An 18,965-nucleotide genomic window follows, 5' to 3' on the forward strand; every position below is an offset into this window, starting at 1 on the left:
AAAGCGGACAAACCACCCTCTTTAGCATCCGTGTCGCACCTGCTTGACCACTCGTTACGGAGGTGGTCGAGAGGCACCGGCGGATACGAGAGGGCGCGGCTTTGAACATGGTGGGGGGCGTACAGCGCATCGGGGTGCCGACGTGACCGTGCTCGACACCGCCGTCGACCCGCGCACCCCCGGCTATCCGGAGGCCCGCAACGCCACCCTCGACCGGCTCGACCGGCTCGAGGCGGCGCTCGAGGAGGCCCGCTCGGGCGGCGGCGAGCGGGCGGTCACCCGGCATCACGCGCGGGGCAAGCTGCTGCCCCGGGAACGCATCGAGATGCTGCTCGACCAGGACGCCCCGTTCCTCGAGCTGTCCCCGGTGTCCGGCTGGGGCACCGAGTTCCCGGTGGGTGCGGGCGTGGTCACCGGCATCGGCGTGGTCGAGGCCGTCGAGTGCGTGATCATCGCGACCGACCCGACCGTCGAGGGCACGGCGGCCAACCCGTACGCGGTGGAGAAGATCCGCCGGGCCGCCCGGATCGCCTCGGCCGACCGGATGCCGCTGGTCAACCTGGTCGAGTCGGCCGCCGAGGCCCCGGGCGCCGCGTCGTCGCCCGGGGGCAGCATCGCCCGGGACCTGAGCCGCCTGTCCACCCGGCGGGTGCCCACGGTGTGTGTGGTCTTCGGACCGGCCACCGGTGACGTCGCGTATCTGCCCGCGCTCTCCGACTACACGATCATGGTGCGCGGGCACGCCAAGATGCTGACCTCCCCCCGGCCGCGGAACGGGTCGAACGGCGCCGACGTACGCCCGTCGGTCGCCCCCGCCGATCAGCTGGCCGAGGACGAGCGGGACGCCCTGCGCCTGGCCCGGCAGTGCGTACGCCGTCTCAACTGGCGCAAGAGCGGTCCCCCGCCGCGCACCACCACCCCGTCCCCACCCAAGTACGACGTCGAGGACCTGCTCGCCCTGACCACCCTCTTCGACCCGCGCGAAGTGCTCGCCCGCATCCTCGACGGCAGCGAGTTCGACGAGTTCAAACCGGCCGTCGGCGCCGCCGTGCTGGCCGGCTGGGGCGAGCTGCACGGCTATCCGGTCGGGGTGCTGGCCGCCGCCGCCGGTATCCCGCAGACCGCGGCCGACAGCCAGAAAGCGGTCCACTTCATCCAGCTGGCCAACGCCACCGACACGTCGTTGCTGCTCCTGCAGCGCGACGAGACCGGCACCCTCGGTTCCCCGGCCGTGGACGCTCTCGCGCATTCCACCGTGCCGCTGCTCGCCCTCAACACCGGACGCACCGGCGACCCCCGCTTCACCTTCAGCTGGCCGGCCGACGGCCCGGTGGCGAACGCGGACGACGACGGCGTCATCGACCCCCGTGACACGCGCACCGTGCTCGGGCTCTGCCTCTCCGCCGTGCACAGCGCGGTCGTCGAGGGCGCCGGGCACGTCGGCGCCTTCCGAGCCGGAAAGGTAGACCAGTGATCCGACGTCTTCTGGTGGCCGACCGTGGCGAGACCGCCCGCCGGGTGTTCGCCACCTGCCGCCTGGTCGGCATCGAGACGGTCGCCGTCTACTCCGATGCCGACTCCGATGCCCCGCATGTCGGAGAGGCCGATTACGCCGTACGCCTCGACGGCGGCACCCCGCGCTCGTCCTACCTGCGCGGCGACCTGATCATCACCGCGGCCCAGCGCTCCGGGGCCAACGCGATCCACCCCGGCATCGGCGAGCTGGCCGAGGATCCCGACTTCGCCTCGGCCGTGGCCGACGCCGGGATGATCTGGGTCGGCGCCCCGGCCAAGACCCTCGGCGTGCTGCGCAGCAAGCGCGAGACCAAGGCGCTGGTGGCCGAGGCCCGGGTGCCGGTGCTGGCCAGTTTCAGCGACCCGGCCGAGGTGCCCGGCTTCCCGGTGCTGATCAAGCCGGACAGCGGCCACGGCGGCGCCGGTCTGCGGGTCGTCCGGGACGCGGCCACGCTGGCCGAGGCGCTCGCCACCACCCGGCGCGAGGTGGCCGGTGAGGTCTACTGCGAGCCGTTCGTCGAGGACGTGCGCCACATCGAGGTGCCGATCCTGGCCGACGAGCAGGGCGCGGTGATCCCGTTCGGCGAGCGCGAGTGCTCGATCCAGCGCCGCTATCAGAAGATCATCGAGGAGACCCCGTCGCCCGCCGTCGATCCGGGGCTGCGCGAGGAGCTCTGCCGGGCGGCGATCGTCGCCGTACGGTCGCTCGGGTTCGTCGGTGCGGGTGCGGTCGAGTTCCTGCTCGACCCGAACGGGGACTTCTGGTTCCTCGAGCTCACCCCGACCCTGCAGGCCGAGCACGCGGTCACTGAGTGTGTGTCCGGCTACGACCTCGTACGGCTGCAACTGCTCGTTGCCGAGGGTGGGAGCCTGCCCATGCCGGGCCCGCCGCCGATCCGCGGTCACGCCATCGAGGTGCGGGTCTGTGCCGAGGATCCCGCGTACGCCTGGCTGCCCGCGACCGGCACCCTGCACCGGTTCGCCGTGCCCGACGTGGCCGGCCGGTTCCGCCCGTTGCCCGCGCCCGGCCTGCGGCTCGACTCCGGGGTCGAGAACGGCTCGGTGATCGGCGTGCATCACGACTCCACGCTGGCCAAACTGGTCGCCTGGGCGCCGACCCGGCAGGAGGCGGCCCGGATGCTCGCCTCGGCCCTGACCCGGGCGCAGATCCACGGCGTGGCCACCAACCGCGACCTGCTGGTGCGGGCGCTGCGCCACCACGCCTTCCGCACCGGCGACGTGGACACCGGCTTCCTCGACCGGCGGCCCGAGGTGTTCGCCCCGCTGCTGTCGGCGGTCGACGCCGTCCGCCTCTCATGCCTGGCCGCTGCCTTGGCCGGCGCGGCCGCCCGTCGTGCCGCCGCGAACGTGCTCGGCACGCTGCCGTCGGGCTGGCGCAACGTGCCGTCGGGTTCGCAGACCGCGGTGTACGACGGCCCGGCGGGCCCGGTCGAGGTCGGCTACCGGATGAACCGGCACGGCGAGCTGGCCGGCTGGTGGGTGCGCACGGTCGACCCCGAGGAGCTCGACCTGGCCGGTCTGGGCCAGGCCCCGGTGGCCGCCGACTATCCCGAGACGGTCGTCGTGCAGGCGGGCGACGAGCGGGTGGTGCTCGACGTCAACGGCATCCGGCTGACCTTCAACGTGCACCGGGTGGGCGAGGTCTCGTACGTGGACAGCCCGGAGGGCTCGGTCGCGCTCCGTGCCCTCTCCCGGTTCCCGCTGCCCGCGCCCGACGCCGTCGAGGGATCGCTGATCGCTCCGCTGCCCGGGGCCGTACGGCGGGTGCTCGTTGTTCCGGGTCAGCGTGTGCGGGCGGGCGAACTGCTGCTCACGCTGGAGGCGATGAAGCTCGAGCACCCGGTGCACGCGCCGAGCGCCGGGGTGGTCGCGTCACTGCCCGTGCATCCCGGCACCGAGGTCGACACCGGAGAGTTACTGGCGGTTCTCGACCCGGAGTAAGAGGACACCCTCAGCGCTGCCCGAAGAACCACTTCTTCTTGACCTGCCGCGGGTTCCGCACGGTCGGGGTGTCGTCGTGCGGGGTGTAGCGCGGCGGCGGCACATAGATCGACGGGGTGAGCTGCACGTTCGTCAGCAGTTCGTGCAGCTGCTTGGCGGTGGGCCGGGCCGCCGGATCGTTGGCCATGCCGTAGCGCACCACCTGGATCAGCTGCGGCGGGATGCCCGGCAGGTCGGGGATGGGCTGGTGGAACAGGTCCATCAGGGTGACCAGGCTGGGGCTGCGGTCGCCGTCCCAGCGCGGCGGACGGCCCCGCATCACCGCGTAGAGCGTCGCGCACAGGGCATAGACGTCGACGGCGCCGCTCGGCTCGTCGTGCCGGAACATCTCGGGCGGCGCGTAGGCCGGGGTCAGCACCTCGAGGGTCACCGACGAGTCGCGCATCTCGCCCAGCACGGCCAGCCCGAAGTCGGCCAGCACGGCCGAGTTGAAGTGCGAGTAGAGAATGTTGGCCGGCTTCACATCGCGGTGCAGCACCCCGTTGGCGTGCGAGTGGACCAACGCGTCGGCGATCTTGATGCCCAGGTCTTTGGTCTCGGCCGCGCCGAGCGGGGAGCGGCGCATGCGGTCGAGATACGACCCGTCGCACAGCTCCATGATCAGGTAAGGGTGCTGGTCGACGGTCACACCCACGTCGAACAGGTCGACCACATGTGGGTGCGACGACATGCGCCCGGCGGCCCGCGCCTCACGGAGGAAGCGGGCCTGGTCACGGTCACTCTCGAGGCGGCGATTTTCCACCTTGATGGCGACCTCGCGGCCGACCGAGTCCTGCATCGCGCGGTAGACAGTGGCGTACCCACCACGGGCCATCACTGACAACCCGGACATCCCAGGCACGTACGGGACGGGAATCGCCCCGCGCGGTGTCTCGGTCATCGGATGCCGGTTCCTGTCATGGCCTCGAAAATACGCCAGGTATCGCGGAGATCATCCAGGCATCTCCGACGCGTACGCGACACTTGCCCCTTCAGGCGCCTCGACGCCGGTGGTCTGGAGGGCCGCGCGCAGTTCCTCGGCCGCCATCCGCTCGCTGGTCTGCTCGGTCGAATAGGCCAGCAGCACCGCCTCTTCGGCCGCCGCCCGGGCCGGTGTGCAGTCGTCGGCCGCGGCCAGCACCCGGGCGTGGACCATGGCGGCCAGCACGCCGCTGCGGACGTCTTCGGCGTTGACCTCACGGGCCCGGCCGATCCAGGTGCGGGCGGCGTCGACCTGACCGTCGGCCAGCAGCGCCGACGCGTACGAGGCCAGGGCGTGCCGCCGTGAGAACAGCAGCGACGGCGTCCCGGTGTCGGTCGCGATCGGTGCCAGCAGCCCCATCGCGGTGTGCGCGTCACCCGCCCGCAGCCGCGCCTCGGCCAGCAGCACCCGCGGCCCGACCTGGGCCGGTGCCATCGGGTTGTGCGGCTCGACCGCCGTCATCACCTTGCGCGCGTCGGCCTCGGCCCCGGCCAGGTCACCTCGGTGCAGGGCGACGAACCCGCGCAGCGTGCCCGCCATGCCCAGCAGCAGCGGGTGGCCGGTGCGGTCGGCGTAGGACAGTCCGTCGGAGAGCAGGTCGTACGCGTGGTCGAACTCGCCCAGTCCACGGGCGACCGCACCACGCACGACCAGGGCCAGCCCGCGGCCCCAGTCGTCGCCGACCGCGTTGAAGTCGCGGTAGGCCCGGCGCGCCTCGCCGTCCGCCTCGGCCAGCTCGCCCAGCTCGGAGGCCGCGTACGCCTCGACCGCGCGCAGCGTGCCGACCGCCCAGGCCTCGCCGACCCGGTCGCCGAAGGGCAGGAACACCCGGGCCAGCCGGCGCGACTCCTGCAGACGGCCGGCCAGCAGGCGCGCGAACGCCGTGGTGCCGCGCAGCCACGACCGCCCGACCGGATCGCCCAGCTCGGCGAAGAGCCGGGCCGCGCGGCCGAGAACGGCGTCGGTGCCCGCGAAGTCGCCCCGGGTGGTGGTCACCCAGGCCAGATTTTGCAGCGCCCAGGCCTGCCCGTGCCGGTCGCCGGCGGCCAGTGTGACCTGGTAGGCGGCGGCGAACCGGCTGCTCGCCTGACTCAGCCGGCCGGCCAGGAAGTCGGCCATGCCGAGCCGGCGCATCGCGTTGGCCCGCTCCGGCAGCAGCTCGGCCTCGGTGGCCACCTCGAGCGCCTCCTGCCAGGCGGTGACCGCCCGGCTGGTCTCGCCCATGGCCTCCTGAGCCCGGCCGACCACCAGCAGCGCCTCGGCCCGGTTGACCGGCTCGTCGGCGGCCGCGGCGGCGATCTTCTCGCCGTAGTTCAGCGCCTCTTCGGCCCGGCCCAGGCGCAGCAGCGCGCGGGCGTGCACGAGCTGATCGGGCAACGGCAGGCCCTCGGGGGCGAGCGCGGACGCCCGCTCGGCGTATTCGATCGAGGCGGCCGGTTCGATGTTGGCCAGCGCGCGACGGGCCAACCGGCCCAGCGCGGCCACACCGAGCGGGGCCACATCGCGTACGGAAGCATCGGGTCTCAACCGCACCGCATCGGCCAGCTCGACCGCGCATTCGGCATGCGTCGCGACGAACGCGTCCCGCTCGTTGTCGGTCAGGTTGAGCCGGGCCATGGTGTCGTAGCCGCTGGTCGCCATGTGCTCGGGCGCGGCCCAGTGGGCCAGGTAGGCGTGCCGGTCGGCCAGGTCGGCCTTGCCGATGCCGGAGTAGGCGGCCTCCCGCATGAGCGGCGTGGTGAACGCGTAGCCGCCGCGCGACCGGTGCAGCATGCGGCGCTGGAGCAGCTCATCGATCGACCGCTCGAGCTCGACCGCGGCCACCGCCCCGGGACGCGCGTCGGTCGTGGCCCGCCGTTCCCGCAGCGCCTCGATCACGCCGGTCGGCACCGCGTCGCCCACCACCGCGGCATCCCGCAGCACCGACCGCGGCTCGGGCGGCAGCGCGTCGATGCGCGCGGCCAGCACGGCGGCCAGGTCGCGGGAGAGCAGCTGCCGGCCGAGCGAGCCGTCGGCCAGCATCCACTTGCCGGCCGCGTTGGCGCCCACGGCCGGGGTCAGCGCGCCCCGCTCCATCAGCAGCGTGACCATCTCGGCGAGATAGAACGGGTTGCCCTGCGCGGTGGCCAGCAACCGGTCGGTGTCCGGCTGCGGCAGCTTCCCACCGTTCAGATAAGAGGTGAGCAGACGGGACGCGTCGGCCCCACGCAGCGGCGGCAGCGTGTGCACCTCGGCGTCGGCCAGGCGGGTCAGGGCCCCGGCCGTACGCACCAGTTCGGGCCGCCCGAGCAGCAGCACCACGACCGGCCCGTCGAGCAGGGACAGGGTTCGGCCCAGAGCGTCCACGGTCGAGGCGGTGGCGTCGTGCAGGTCGTCGACGATGACCACCAGCGGCGCCTCGGCGGCCAGCGCGGTCAGCAGGTCGGCGACCGCGGTCGACAGCGCCTCGGCGTCAGCCCGCTTACTGCTCGGCTGCCAGTCCGCGCCGGTCGCGGGCCCGACCGGGTTGGCCGGGGCCTCGCCGTAGCCGAGCAGCGCCAGCAGCCGGTCGAGGTCGATCGGGGCAGGCTCACCGTCGCGGCCGAGCCGGTTGGCCAGCTTGCGCAGCCTCTCTTCGACCACCGTGCGCCCGACGGTGGCCACCACATCCTTGGGCAGACCCACCGATTTCCGTACGAGGTCAGCCAGCGGAGCAAATCGCCGACGCTCGCCGAAGGCCCGGCACCGCACCCGCAGCACCCGCGCCCCGGTGTGTGCCGCATAGCGCCCGTTGCCCACGTCGTAGCCGGCCGCGAGTCGCTTGACCTCGCCCGCGAACCGGGACTTGCCGATGCCTGCCTCGGCCGTCATCACCATCACACGCGCGGTGCTCGAGTCGATCGCCTCGGCCAGCCGCCCCGCGACCCGGCCCAGCTCGGTCTCGCGGCCCACGAAGGGTGCCTCGTCGCCCAGGCCGGACCGGGTGCCCGGCGCGTCGTGCAGGCCGAGCAGCTCGAACGCGGGCACCGGCTCGCGCTTGCCCTTGAGCCGCAGCGGGCGCAGCTGCCGCCACGAGGCGACGTGCCGCGTGCCGCCGCTCGTGCGGGAACCCGCGTAGACGGCACCGACCGCGGCCGCGTCGGCCAGCCGGGCGGCGGTGTTCACGGTGTCGCCGATGACGGTGTATTCGATGCCCGCCTGCAGACCGGCCACCACCTCGCCGGTGTTCAGGCCGACGCGCAGGCCCAGCGGGGCGCCGCCGCCGCGCTCGTCGTCGAGCACCCGGCGCACCGCGCGCTGCATGCTCAGGGCGGCCCGGACGGCGCGCTCGGCGTCGTCCTCGTGCGCCACCGGGGCGCCGAAGACGGCCATGATGCCGTCGCCGGTCAACTTGTCGACGTGGCCGCCGAACGTCTTGACCGCGCCCGCGAGCGCGGCCAGCACCCGGTCGGTGACCGCGCCGACCCGTTCGGGGTCGAGGTCTTCCGACCAGGAGGTGAAATCGGACAGGTCGCCGAACAGCACGGTGACGATGCGCCGCTCGGCCGCGGGCAGGCTGGCCGCGGCGGGCAGGGCCGCTCCACAGTTGTGGCAGAAGCGGGCGCCCGGAACGGCGACGGTTCCGCACACAGGACAGGTCACAGCGGATCCAACCTGCCTGCGGGTGTTCCTGATTCCCCGATTTTGTGATTCAGGTAATCCAGTTGCGCGGCGGCCGACCAGATCGCCGCGAAACGGACGGCCGGGTCGATGTCCGGATAGACCACGTCAACGACCTGTTCGGCGGTCCGCGCGCCGGCCGCCATCGCCGCCTCCACCTGCGCCAACCGCTCGCGCCGGTGGGTCAGATATTCGCCCGCGACCGCCGAGACGTCGGTGCGCACCGGTCCATGGCCGGGCAGCATCGAGATTTTCCCGTACGCCTCCAGGCGCTCGAGGCTGTCCAGATAGGCCCCGAGGTCGCCGTCCGGGTGGGCGACCACGGTCGTGCCGCGGCCGAGAATCGTGTCGCCGGTGAACATCAGCGAGGTGTTCCCGTACTCGACGAGAAAACACACCGAATCGGCAGTATGTCCTGGTGTGTCCACGACCTGGATCTGGAACTCGCGCGTGCCCAGCTGTTCCGCCGGATCCAGGGGCTCGCCACCGATGCAGTGGGCCGGGTCGGCGGCCAGCACGTGCGTGCCACCGAGGATCTCGGAGAGGCGGGCGGCGCCCTCGACATGGTCGTGGTGACCGTGCGTGATGAGGATGAACGCGTACGGACCCTGCTCGGCGATCCGGGCCAAATGCCCCTCGTCGAGCGGGCCCGGATCGATCACGACACCGTGGGACTCACCGGGCGCACGCAACAGCCACGTGTTGGTGCCGTCCAGCGTCATCGGCCCCGGGTTGGGCGCACGCAGCAGCGACACCCAGCCCGGCAGCCCGTCCAGCGCAGCACCCCCCATACGCGAAATCCTACGTCGCGCGGGGGGTTCTCCGAGAGGACCAGATGTGCGATCTCAGTGCCCGCTCAGGTAACGCTTAGCAACCGCTTCGGCGGAACCGGTCACGCGATCTCGACGATGATCTCCACCTCGACCGGGGAGTCCAGCGGCAGCTCGGCCACGCCGACGGCGCTGCGGGCGTGCCGGCCCTGCTCGCCGAAGACCTCGCCGAACAGGTTGGACGCGCCGTTGATCACCGCGGGCTGGCCGGTGAAGCCGGGCGCCGAGTTGACAAAACCGGTCAGCTTCACGACCTTGACGACACGCCCGAGACCGACCAGTCCCTCGATCGCGGCCAGACCGTTCAGCGCGCACAGGCGCGCCAGCTCGGTGGCCCGCTCGGGAGCGACGTCGGTGCCGACCTTGCCGGTCTGCGGCAGCTTGCCGTCGACGAGCGGGAGCTGGCCCGAGACGTACACGTAATTGCCGGTCTGCACGGCCGGGACGTAGGACGCCAGCGGCGGCACGACCTTGGGCAGGGTCAGACCCAGTTCAGCGAGCTTCCCGTACGCGTCCACGCCGCCCTCACCCGCGATCGGCGTCGTCACGACTTCGGCCGCTTCAGATAAGCCACCAGCTGCTCCGGGTTCGGACCCGGAACCACCTGGACCAGTTCCCAACCGTCCTCGCCCCAGTTGTCGAGGATCTGCTTGGTCGCGTGGACCAGCAGGGGCACGGTCACGTACTCCCACTTCTGCATCGCGCGTCTACTCCCTAATCGTCGGTACCGGGCCAGCTTAGGGCCCGCGGACCGGTCGGTTTGGCTAGGCTGAGCGAGCCGCGGAGCCGGACGGTGACCGGGAGAGCACGGAGGGCAAGATGACGCACCCGCAGGGCGGCGTACCGGGTGATGACGAGTCCGCGCCCCCGTCGTTCCCGGTGTCCGGGCCCCCTGGCGAGTGGCCGCCGCCCGCTCCCGGACCCGGACCCGGACCCGCTCCCTCTCCCGCTCCTGTGACCGACTTCATCGACGCCGGGCCGGCTTTCGTTGATGCCGCGCCGGCCGACAGCACCCAGGTGATCCCGCCGGTCGAGACCGGTGGCGGATGGACGGCACCGCCCGCGACCCAGCCCTGGCACGCCCAGCACGAGGCCCCCGGCGAGTGGCAGACCACCCCGCCCGAACATCTGGCCTGGCAGCACTCGGTGCCCTCGGAGGTGCCGGCGCCCCCGCTGCCCGAGCCGATCTGGGCCGGTCCCCAGCCCTACCAGGTGCCGGCCGCCGCCCCGGCCGCCCGGCGCCGCGGCGGACTCTGGATCTCGCTCGCCCTGGTCGGCACGCTCGTCCTCTGCGGTGGCGGTGCCGTGTCGGCCTATTTCCTGCTCCGTGACGCCGACAACCCGGGCTCGACCGACCCGTCGACCGCCGTCACCCGCTTCCTCACCGCCGTCTACACCAACCAGGACGCGAAAGCCGCCGACGACCTGGTCTGCCGCGAGGCCCGGGACGAGACGAAGATCGCCGACCGGGTGTCCGACATCAAGGCGTACGCCGACGGCTACACCGACCCGGTCTTCCGCTGGGCCGACCCTGAGGTGACCGAGAACAAAGATGACCAGGCACGGGTGTCGGTCGAGCTCACCATGTCGACCGCGGACGAAAAGACCGCCTCGCAGCAGCTGGAGTTCACGGTGATCCGCAAGACCGGCTGGCTGGTCTGCGAAGTCACCGGCTGATCGGTCGTCGTACGGTTTAGGGATGGGCGAGTTCGTCAGCAGATGGCCGGCACGGCTGCACGTGGTGACCGGCAAGGGCGGCACCGGTAAGACCAGCGTCGCCGCGGCGCTGGCTCTGGGCCTGGCCGCGGGCGGCCGGCGCACGCTCCTGGTCGAGGTCGAAGGGCGGCAGGGCATCGCCCAGCTCTTCGAGACCGAGCCGCTGCCCTACAAGGAGCTGCGGATCGCCAAGGTGGCCGGCGGCGGCGAGGTGCGCGCGCTCGCGGTCGACCCCGAGGAGGCGCTCCTCGAATACCTCGACATGTTCTATCACCTGGGCGCGGCCGGCCGGGCCCTGCGCAAGGTGGGCGCGATCGACTTCGCCACCACCATCGCCCCGGGCCTGCGCGACGTGCTGCTCACCGGCAAGGTCAAGGAGGCCACGACCAGGTCGGCCGACGGCCGGCGGGCGTACGACGCGGTCGTGCTGGACGCCCCGCCGACGGGCCGCATCGGCCGGTTCCTCAACGTGACGGCCGAGACGGCGAAGCTGGCCAAGATGGGCCCGATCAAGACCCAGAGCGAAGGCGTCGCGTCACTCCTGCGCTCGCCGATGACCTCGGTGCACGTGGTGACTCTGCTCGAGGAGATGCCCGTACAGGAAACGCTGGATGCGATCGCCGAGCTGGACGCGCTGAACATCCCGGTCGGGCGGATCGTGCTCAACGCCACCCGCCCCGCCCTGGCCACGGCCGGCAAGGTGACCAAGGCCGAGCTCAAGCGGGGCCTGGCCGAGGCCGGGCTGCCGACCGACGCGGCCACCGTGAACGGGCTCGCCACCGAGGTGAAGGCCCACCTCACCCGCCAGGAGCTGGAGGAGGGGCTGCGGGCCGAGCTCGCCGACGCGGGCCGGCCCCTGGTCGAGCTGCCGTTGCTGCCCCGCGGGGTCGATCAGGGTGGGCTCGACGAGCTGGCCGCCGCTCTTATGCGTGCGTGACCCGCCACAGTCCGCGTGCGCTCGATCTCGTACGGATTACGCTTGAGTAGTGGCTGATGTGAGCGCTGAACGACTCGATGTCGACGGTCTGCTCGCCGACCCGTCCACCCGCATCGTCGTGTGCTGCGGTTCCGGTGGGGTGGGCAAGACGACAACCGCGGCCGCGCTCGGGCTGCGGGCGGCCGAGGTGCACGGGCGGCGCACCGTCGTGCTCACCATCGACCCGGCCCGCCGGCTGGCCCAGTCGATGGGCCTGAGCGAGCTCGACAACACACCCCGCCAGGTCAAGGGCATCGACGGCGACAACGGCGGCGAACTGCACGCCATGATGCTCGACATGAAGCGGACCTTCGACGAGGTCGTGCAGCAGCACACCACGCCGCAGCGGGCCGCCGAGATCTTCGCGAACCCGTTCTACCAGGCCATGAGCTCGACCTTCGCCGGCACGCAGGAATACATGGCGATGGAGAAGCTGGGCCAGCTGCGGTCCACCGACGAGTGGGACCTGATCGTGGTCGACACCCCGCCGTCGCGCTCGGCGCTCGACTTCCTCGACGCGCCGGCCCGGCTGTCCCGTTTCCTCGACGGCCGGATGCTGCGGATGCTGCTCGCCCCGGCACGCGGCGGGAAGAGCATGTTCAGCCTGGTCACGGCGTCGTTCGGGCTGTTCTCGCGGGCGGTGCAAAAGATCCTCGGCGCCCAGCTGCTGACCGACCTGTCGGGCTTCGTGGCGGCCCTCGACTCGATGTTCGGCGGCTTCCGGCAGCGCGCCGACCAGACATACCGCATCCTGCAGGACCCGCAGACCGCGTTCCTGCTGGTCGCGGCGCCCGAGCGGGACGCCGTACGGGAAGCCGCTTATTTTGCCGAACGACTGGTGGCCGAGAAGATGCCGCTGGCCGGGTTGGTGCTCAACCGCATGCACAGCTCCGAGGTGCCGGCCCTGGCCGCCGACGCGAGCGAGGCCGCGGCCGACGCGCTGACCGCCGCCGGTGATCACCCACTGACCGCCGACGCGCTGCGCATCCACGCCAACCTGGTCCGGCAGACCGAGCGTGAGCTGCTGGTGGCCGCGAACTTCACCGACGCGTTCCCGGCCGTGCCGACGGTCTCGGTCACGGCACAGCCCGCCGACGTGCATGACGTCGACGGGCTGCGGACGATCGGCGCGCTGCTCGCCTGAGCTCTCGCCGCTTTCTGATTCTCAGCGGGTGGGGACGAGCACCTTGTCGGCGCCCTTCTCCCGCATGGCGGCCTCGAACATCTTCCGCCAGCTGGCCACGTGCGGGTGCCGGCGCAGCAGCGCCCGTCGCTCCCGCTCGGTCATACCGCCCCAGACGCCGAACTCGATCCTGTTGTCCAGGGCATCGGCGAGGCATTCGTAGCGAACCGGGCAGCTGCGGCAGATCCTCTTCGCCACGTTCTGCTCGGCGCCCTGCACGAAGAGCGCGTCAGGGTCGCCACTCTGACACGCCGCCATGCTGGGCCAATCGCTGATCATCCCCATGTGTAAACGTCCCCCCTTGCGTTACCCCCCTCGACGCCCAGTGGCTTCTCGTCCCCCAAGCCGTACAGACGTCGTGCGACAAGCTCGCCGGACCATCATGCTCTGTAGTCGGGCGATTACGCAACGTTGTACCTGAAATATGTACAGCCCGGTGGTTCCGGGCAAACACCACGAAGGCCACGGGAGCGCTTCGGGGAAATGGTCGCAAGAAGTACGCCGTCGGGGCACAATTATCGGGGCGAAGCGTGACCATCCAGACGGGCGGTCTCGTGCTCTTGTCGCGTACCCTGCTCAGGTGACTTCCTGGATGCGCCGACGCGATCACAACATTTTCGCGAACGCGACCTCGTTGGTGATCTGCGGCCTGCTGGCCGGCGTCGTCGTCGCGGCCGCGGCTTTCCCGGCCGCCGCGATGTCCGGGCTGGCCGCCAAGGCCGGGGGCGAGACCTTCGCCCAGCTGCCCAGTGAGCTCAAAGACTTCAGCTCCCCGCAGATCACCCGGATCTACGCGTCGGACAACAAGACCCAGATCTCGCAGTTCTACGACGAGTTCCGCAGCGACGTGCCGCTGAAGGACATCGCCAAGCCGATGCGGGACGCCATGGTCGCAGCCGAGGACAGGGAGTTCTACAACCACAACGGCGTCGACCTCAAGGGCGTTGCGCGCGCGTTCGTCAACAACAGCGGCAAGTCCGACTCCAAGCAGGGCGCCTCGACCATCACCATGCAGTACGTGCGGATGTCGCTCGCCTACTCGGCGACGAACCCGCAGGAGGTCGTCGACGCGACCAAGGACACGCCCAAGCGCAAGATCACTGAGATGAAGTACGCGCTGCAGGTGGAGAAGGAACTCAACAAGGACCAGATCCTCGAGCGCTACCTGAACATCGCGCCGTTCGGCAACCAGGCCTACGGGGTCTTCGCGGCCAGCCAGGTCTACTTCAACAAGAAGCCCAAAGACCTGACGGCCGGCCAGGCCTCGATGCTGGCCGGCATGGTCAAGGCGCCGACCAGCTTCAACCCGACCACCAAGGACGGGTACGACCAGATCAAGCAGCGCCGCGACAACTACATCCTCCCGGCCATGGTCGAGATGGGCGCGCTCACCCAGGCCCAGGCCGACAAGGCCAAGAAGGAAGCCATCCCGCGCCAGGTCAAGCCGGTCGGCAACGGCTGCGTCTCGGTGGCCAACAACAACTGGGGCTTCTTCTGTGACTACTTCTACCGCTGGTGGATGAGCCAGGAGGCCTTCGGCGCGACCCCGTACGACCGGGAGCGCCGCCTCAAGAGCGGTGGCTACCGCATCACCACGACGATGGACATCGAGGCCCAGAAGGACGCGCGCGCCCGGATCGCCGACCACATCGCCGAGAAGGACAAGAACGCGCTGCTGCTGGCCGCGACCGAGCCCGGCACCGGCAAGGTGCGTCTGCTGGCGGCCAACCGGAAGTACAAGCTGCCCGACGCCGCCAACCCGAACCCGCTCTCGTCGGACAAGAAGAAAGCCGACCAGGGCGTACGCGCGACCTACCCCAACACGACGAACCCGCTGCTCAGCGGCGGCGGCGACATCCAGGGCTACCAGGCCGGCTCGGTGTTCAAGATCTTCACGATCATCGCCGCGCTGGAAAAGGGCTACCCGCTGGCCTACCCGATCAAGGCCGAGAAGCGGTTCAAGTCCGACTACATCGTCGAACGCGGCAGCCCGTCCGCCTGCGCCGGCACCCACTTCTGGTGCCCGAGCAACTCCGGCGGCGGTGGCGAAGGCATCTACAACATGTGGACCGGCTTCGGTAAGTCCATCAACACCTACTTCGTGCCGCTCGAGCAGCAGGTCGGCGCGGAGAACGTGGTGGCCGTGGCCAAGCGGTTCGGTGTCCAGTTCCGGGTGCCGCGTGAGAACGAGTGGGCCAACAACACGACCGCGGCGAACCAGTGGGGTGCCTTCACGCTCGGCGTCTCCTCGTCGACGCCGCTCGACATGGCCAACGCGTACGCCACCCTGGCCGGCGACGGCATGTACTGCGAGCCCACGCCGATCGAGCAGATCTCGACGCAGGACGGCGACAAACTCGACATCGGCAAGCCCCGCTGCATCCGGGCCACGAGCAAAGATGTGGCCCGAGCGGCGATCGACGCGGCCCGCTGCCCCGTCGGCGACTCGGCCCAGCTGGGCCGCTGCAACGGCGCGACGGCCCGGGCGACCCGCTCGACGGTCAAGCACCCGGTGTTCGGCAAGACCGGCACCACCGACCGCGACAAGACGGCCGCGCTGATCGCGGGCACCACGTCGCTGGTGGTGGCCGGCTACATGGCCAACCCCGACTGGCCCGACCACCGCGACCGCATGTCCCACGACGTGGTCAACCCGGCGGTCTACCAGACGTTGGCCGACTACATGAAGGACAAGCCCAGGGAGCAGTTCAAGGAGCCGGAGAACCGCAAAATCGCCTTCGGCGATCAGCGCTCCATCCCCGACGTGACTTGCGACTCGCTCGACGACGCCCGCAGCCGCATCGAGGACGCCGGCTTCGACGCTTCCATCGGCAGCGAGGTCGAGTCCGACTGCCCGGTCGGCACCGCAGCCGGCACCGACCCCGACGGCCGAACCATCAAGGGCGGTTTCGTCATCATCCACCCGTCAAAGGGCAAGGCCCCGGCCGCACCGCCGGCCGGTGGTCAGCCTTCGGGCCCGCCCAAGCCGCCGGGCCGCTGACCCAGCGAGACACGTAAAACGGGCGGGACATCACACGATGTCCCGCCCGTTTTCGTTCGCTACGGTCACACCGCCGTGGGCTACCGGATCGTGGGAGTCGCGTGCCCGTAGTGGTGTTGGTGCACCAACGGGTCGGTCTCGACCACGAAGTCGATCACTTTCCAGAATTCGCTGATCTTTGGGTGAGAAAGCGCTTCGGCTCGAGTGAGCTTGTGTCCGTAGAGCGGACCATCCGGCGCCACGGCGGCAGCGTCTACCGCTGTGGCAGCCGGCAAGTCGCTACCTGCCACTGGGCCGAAGCGGCAGCCGAAGGTGATGTGGTCGTCGTAGTCGGTGCCTTGGTGCCGCCGCGCGACCGCCACATAGTCTGAGAGATAGCGAAAGGGCCGCTTCCATCACTGGAAACGGCCCTTTCAACTGGTCGGGGTGGCCGGATTTGAACCGACGGCCTCTTCGTCCCGAACGAAGCGCGCTACCAAGCTGCGCCACACCCCGAGCTGCCAGGAAATACTATCCGACGCCGGGGCCCACGCGAAATCGGTATCCCCCTAACCGCAAAACCGCAGGTCAGCGCGGGATCAGGGTGAGGATCGAGGCCTCCGGCGGGCAGCTGAAGCGGACCGGGGCGGTGGGGTGCGTGCCCAGGCCGGCCGAGACGTGCAGCCACGCGTCGGAGCCGGGCCAGCGGTGGACGCCCTTCGCCATCGACTTGGGCAGGTCGCAGTTGGTGGTCAGGGCGCCGTAGAACGGGACGCAGACCTGGCCTCCGTGGGTGTGGCCGGCCAGCAGCAACTCGAAGCCGTCGGCGGCCATCGCGTTCAGCACCCGCGACGCGGGGGTGTGGGTTACGCCCAGGTGCACGTCGGCGTCGGGGGCGATCGGGCCGGACACCGACGGGTAGTCGTCGCGGCTGATGTGCGGGTCATCTACGCCGACCAGTTCGATGGAGCGGCCGCCCGCCTTGAGGTGCGTACGGGCGTTGTTGAGGTCGGCCCAGCCCGCGTCGACCAGGGCCGCCCGCAGGTCTTCGGTGGGCAGGTTGGGCCGCTTGAGCTGGTCCTCCTCGTATTCGGAGGAGGGGCGCACCAGGTAGGCGAACGGGTTCTTGAGGCGGGGGCCGCGGTAGTCGTTCGAGCCGAAGACGAAGGCGCCGGGCAGGTGCAGCAGCGGGTCGAGGGCGCGCAGCACGCCGGGCACCGCTTCGGGGTCGGAGAGGTTGTCACCGGTGACGACGACCAGGTCGGGGTCGAGACCACCCAGCGCGGCCACCCACTCCTGCTTGCGTCGCTGCTCCGGCATCATGTGCAGATCGGAGAGATGCAGGATGCGCAGCGGTTCCGCATCGGGCTCGAGCACCGGCACGTCGAAGCGCCGGAGCGTGAACATATTGCGCTCGATCAGGGAGGCGTAGGCGAAGGTGGCGGCGCCGGCGGCGAGGATGCCGGAGCCCAGGGCGAAAAGGGAGCGCTTGCGCATGGAAAGCAAGGGTAGTTTCTCCGTCCATGGGAACGTTGAAAGACCGCCTGAACGATGACCTGCACGCCGCGATGAAGGGCCGGGACGAGCTGACCACGGGGACGCTGCGAATGGCGCTGGCCGCCGTACGCAACGCCGAGGTCGCCGGCACCGAGGCCCGTGACCTGTCGGACGACGAGGTGCTCGCGGTGCTGTCCAAGGAGTCGAAGAAGCGTCGTGAGGCGGCCACCGCCTTCGCCGACGCGGGGCGGACCGAGCAGGCGGCCAAGGAGCGCTCGGAGGGCGAGGTGATCGAGCGCTACCTGCCGCGGCAGCTGACCGATGAGGAGATCGCCGGGCTGGTGGCCGAGGCGCTCGCGGCGGGCGGCTTCACCGGCAAGGGGCAGATGGGCCCGGCCATGAAGGCGGCGCAGGCCGCGGTGGCGGGCCGGGCCGAGGGCGGACGGGTCGCGGCCGAGGTGCGTAAGCAGCTGGGTTAGAAGACTCATCTCCGACGGTTGCAGGTCGATTGCTGAAGTCGACCTGACACCCCCGGAGAAGAGTGTCCATGACCTGCATGAACTGTGGCTCGGCGGCGGTACAGCCCAACGGCTGGTGCGCCAACTGTGGCCAATCGGCAACACCCCCGGCGGCGGCGTGGCCGGCGCCGGGCGCGCCCGCGCAGCAGCAGGCCACACCGGAGTGGTCGTCACCCAACGCCTCATGGCAGTCGACCGAGCCGTCGTGGGCGGCGGTGGAACAGCAGCAGCAGTCATGGGGAGCGGCCGTCGAGCAGCCGCCACCGCCCTCGTGGGCGACCGACGCGACGTCGACCTTCACCATGCCCGCCGGCCCGCCCATGCCCGCCGCCCAGCCCATGGCCGGATACCAGCCACCCCAGGCACCGGCCTATCCGCAGCACCAGCAGCCGATGGCCTATCAACAACCGGCGGCCTACACCCCACCGCCGTACAGCACGGAACCGCCGCCCTACATGGTCAACACCCAGGTCCCGTACGCGTCGGCCAACAGCACCGGCAACACGTTCAGCATCGTCGCTTTCGTCATGGCGGCGATCGCGGTCGTCATCCTGCCGATCGTGTTCGCCCCGGTCGGCGTGATCTTCGCGGTCCTGGGCAAGCGGCGCCAGGAACGTCTGTCCCAGCTCGCGCTGATCCTGTCCCTCGTCGCGGGGCCGGTCGGCTTCGCGATCGGCTTCGCTATCGGCCTGATGAGCGCCTGAACAAGTCGAACTGAACAGTGCGGGGGCACGGCGCAACGCCGTACCCCCGCAAGCTTTTGATCTGGAAGGAAATTGCCCTAGATGGCCAGCTGAGGCCGCACCGGAACAGCCGTGACCGCCGGCGACGCGTTGCGCCCGGGCAGCTGCTGCTGGGGCACCGCGTAGGGCCCGAGCATCGACTCGATAGCGGGGGCGATGGCCGGGCGGTCGTTGAGCTGGATGAGACGTGCGGCGCGAGCCAGGGAGCCGGTCTCGCCGTCCCGGAAACCCTCACGGTAGCCCTTTTCGTAGCGCTCGCCACGGCCGAGGGCCCGGCCGAGGGCGAAGCAGGAGGAACCGGCGAGGGCGAGCAGGAAGAGCAGCGCGAAGGGTGTCACCGTCTATTTTCCTTCCGGGGCAAATGTACTAATTAGCCGAAAAGTAC

At 70.8% G+C, this 18,965-nt stretch carries 16 protein-coding genes and 1 tRNA gene; 8 read left to right on the forward strand and 9 right to left on the reverse strand.

The genetic code is table 11. From position 1 onward, the window contains the following. Window positions 1-142: 142 nt before the first annotated feature. Together KOI35_RS07275 and KOI35_RS07280 are read left to right on the forward strand one after the other, a co-directional pair. Window positions 143-1,474: a carboxyl transferase domain-containing protein gene (locus tag KOI35_RS07275; protein WP_215785252.1), complete on the forward strand. Its 1,332-nt coding sequence runs from the start codon at window positions 143-145 to the stop codon at window positions 1,472-1,474. Then, window positions 1,471-3,477: an ATP-binding protein gene (locus tag KOI35_RS07280; RefSeq protein ID WP_215785253.1), complete on the forward strand. Its 2,007-nt coding sequence runs from the start codon at window positions 1,471-1,473 to the stop codon at window positions 3,475-3,477. Before KOI35_RS07275 ends, KOI35_RS07280 begins: the two co-directional genes overlap by 4 nt. A gap of 10 nt (window positions 3,478-3,487) precedes the next feature. On the opposite strand, the gene KOI35_RS07285 is transcribed toward KOI35_RS07280, so the two are convergent. The 5 genes from KOI35_RS07285 to sp36 form a co-directional block, all read right to left on the reverse strand. After that, window positions 3,488-4,417, reverse strand: coding sequence for a serine/threonine-protein kinase (locus KOI35_RS07285; protein ID WP_215785254.1), 930 nt, complete (start codon window positions 4,415-4,417; stop codon window positions 3,488-3,490). Window positions 4,418-4,468: 51 nt separating this feature from the next. Beyond that, entirely contained in the window at window positions 4,469-8,119 is a 3,651-nt protein-coding gene (locus tag KOI35_RS07290) for an adenylate/guanylate cyclase domain-containing protein (RefSeq protein WP_215785255.1), read from the reverse strand. Then, window positions 8,116-8,928, reverse strand: coding sequence for an MBL fold metallo-hydrolase (locus KOI35_RS07295; protein WP_215785256.1), 813 nt, complete (start codon window positions 8,926-8,928; stop codon window positions 8,116-8,118). The genes KOI35_RS07290 and KOI35_RS07295 overlap by 4 nt, the downstream gene beginning before the upstream one ends. 101 nt (window positions 8,929-9,029) lie before the next feature. Next, entirely contained in the window at window positions 9,030-9,515 is a 486-nt protein-coding gene (locus KOI35_RS07300; RefSeq protein WP_215785257.1) for a RidA family protein, read from the reverse strand. Continuing rightward, window positions 9,512-9,667 (reverse strand): Sp36 family protein, encoded by a 156-nt coding sequence (sp36, locus tag KOI35_RS07305; RefSeq protein WP_093619400.1) that lies wholly within the window; start codon window positions 9,665-9,667, stop codon window positions 9,512-9,514. Before sp36 ends, KOI35_RS07300 begins: the two co-directional genes overlap by 4 nt. A gap of 254 nt (window positions 9,668-9,921) precedes the next feature. Here sp36 and KOI35_RS07310 point away from each other — a divergent pair, with 254 nt between their 5' ends. From KOI35_RS07310 to bagB, 3 genes are read left to right on the forward strand one after another with little or no spacing between them, the layout of a single operon-like run. Continuing rightward, complete coding sequence (locus KOI35_RS07310) at window positions 9,922-10,644, forward strand: Rv0361 family membrane protein (protein WP_215785258.1); 723 nt, start codon at window positions 9,922-9,924, stop codon at window positions 10,642-10,644. A 22-nt stretch (window positions 10,645-10,666) separates the two neighbouring features. Further along, window positions 10,667-11,620: an ATPase BagA gene (gene bagA, locus KOI35_RS07315; RefSeq protein ID WP_215785259.1), complete on the forward strand. Its 954-nt coding sequence runs from the start codon at window positions 10,667-10,669 to the stop codon at window positions 11,618-11,620. A gap of 58 nt (window positions 11,621-11,678) precedes the next feature. After that, window positions 11,679-12,803: an ArsA family ATPase gene (bagB, locus tag KOI35_RS07320; RefSeq protein ID WP_215785540.1), complete on the forward strand. Its 1,125-nt coding sequence runs from the start codon at window positions 11,679-11,681 to the stop codon at window positions 12,801-12,803. Between the two features lie 21 nt (window positions 12,804-12,824). Here bagB and KOI35_RS07325 read toward each other — a convergent pair whose 3' ends face one another. After that, window positions 12,825-13,127 (reverse strand): WhiB family transcriptional regulator, encoded by a 303-nt coding sequence (locus KOI35_RS07325; protein ID WP_127498770.1) that lies wholly within the window; start codon window positions 13,125-13,127, stop codon window positions 12,825-12,827. 307 nt (window positions 13,128-13,434) lie between these two features. Between KOI35_RS07325 and KOI35_RS07330 the strand changes: the two genes are divergently transcribed. Beyond that, window positions 13,435-15,843, forward strand: coding sequence for a transglycosylase domain-containing protein (locus KOI35_RS07330; protein ID WP_215785541.1), 2,409 nt, complete (start codon window positions 13,435-13,437; stop codon window positions 15,841-15,843). Window positions 15,844-16,261: 418 nt separating this feature from the next. On the opposite strand, the gene KOI35_RS07335 is transcribed toward KOI35_RS07330, so the two are convergent. Beyond that, window positions 16,262-16,338 (reverse strand) — tRNA-Pro (locus KOI35_RS07335). 72 nt (window positions 16,339-16,410) lie between these two features. Further along, on the reverse strand, window positions 16,411-17,319 hold the full coding sequence (locus KOI35_RS07340; protein ID WP_215785260.1) for a metallophosphoesterase: 909 nt from the start codon (window positions 17,317-17,319) through the stop codon (window positions 16,411-16,413). 26 nt (window positions 17,320-17,345) lie between these two features. On the opposite strand from KOI35_RS07340, the gene KOI35_RS07345 reads away from it, so the two are divergent. After that, window positions 17,346-17,798, forward strand: coding sequence for a GatB/YqeY domain-containing protein (locus KOI35_RS07345; protein ID WP_215785261.1), 453 nt, complete (start codon window positions 17,346-17,348; stop codon window positions 17,796-17,798). Between the two features lie 68 nt (window positions 17,799-17,866). Next, entirely contained in the window at window positions 17,867-18,541 is a 675-nt protein-coding gene (locus KOI35_RS07350; RefSeq protein WP_215785262.1) for a hypothetical protein, read from the forward strand. Window positions 18,542-18,618: 77 nt separating this feature from the next. On the opposite strand, the gene KOI35_RS07355 is transcribed toward KOI35_RS07350, so the two are convergent. Beyond that, entirely contained in the window at window positions 18,619-18,918 is a 300-nt protein-coding gene (locus KOI35_RS07355; RefSeq protein WP_215785263.1) for a hypothetical protein, read from the reverse strand. Window positions 18,919-18,965: the final 47 nt, after the last annotated feature.

This window comes from Paractinoplanes bogorensis, assembly GCF_018829635.1.
GTDB classification, from domain to species: domain Bacteria; phylum Actinomycetota; class Actinomycetes; order Mycobacteriales; family Micromonosporaceae; genus Actinoplanes; species Actinoplanes bogorensis.

Coding starts and splice junctions, on each gene's coding strand:
- KOI35_RS07285 (WP_215785254.1), bottom strand. CDS start 4,417: ATGACCGAGACACCGCGCGGGGCGATTCCCGTCCCGTACGTGCCTGGG.
- KOI35_RS07295 (WP_215785256.1), bottom strand. CDS start 8,928: ATGGGGGGTGCTGCGCTGGACGGGCTGCCGGGCTGGGTGTCGCTGCTG.
- sp36 (WP_093619400.1), bottom strand. CDS start 9,667: ATGCAGAAGTGGGAGTACGTGACCGTGCCCCTGCTGGTCCACGCGACC.
- bagA (WP_215785259.1), top strand. CDS start 10,667: ATGGGCGAGTTCGTCAGCAGATGGCCGGCACGGCTGCACGTGGTGACC.
- KOI35_RS07325 (WP_127498770.1), bottom strand. CDS start 13,127: ATGGGGATGATCAGCGATTGGCCCAGCATGGCGGCGTGTCAGAGTGGC.
- KOI35_RS07330 (WP_215785541.1), top strand. CDS start 13,435: ATGCGCCGACGCGATCACAACATTTTCGCGAACGCGACCTCGTTGGTG.
- KOI35_RS07340 (WP_215785260.1), bottom strand. CDS start 17,319: ATGCGCAAGCGCTCCCTTTTCGCCCTGGGCTCCGGCATCCTCGCCGCC.
- KOI35_RS07345 (WP_215785261.1), top strand. CDS start 17,346: ATGGGAACGTTGAAAGACCGCCTGAACGATGACCTGCACGCCGCGATG.
- KOI35_RS07350 (WP_215785262.1), top strand. CDS start 17,867: ATGACCTGCATGAACTGTGGCTCGGCGGCGGTACAGCCCAACGGCTGG.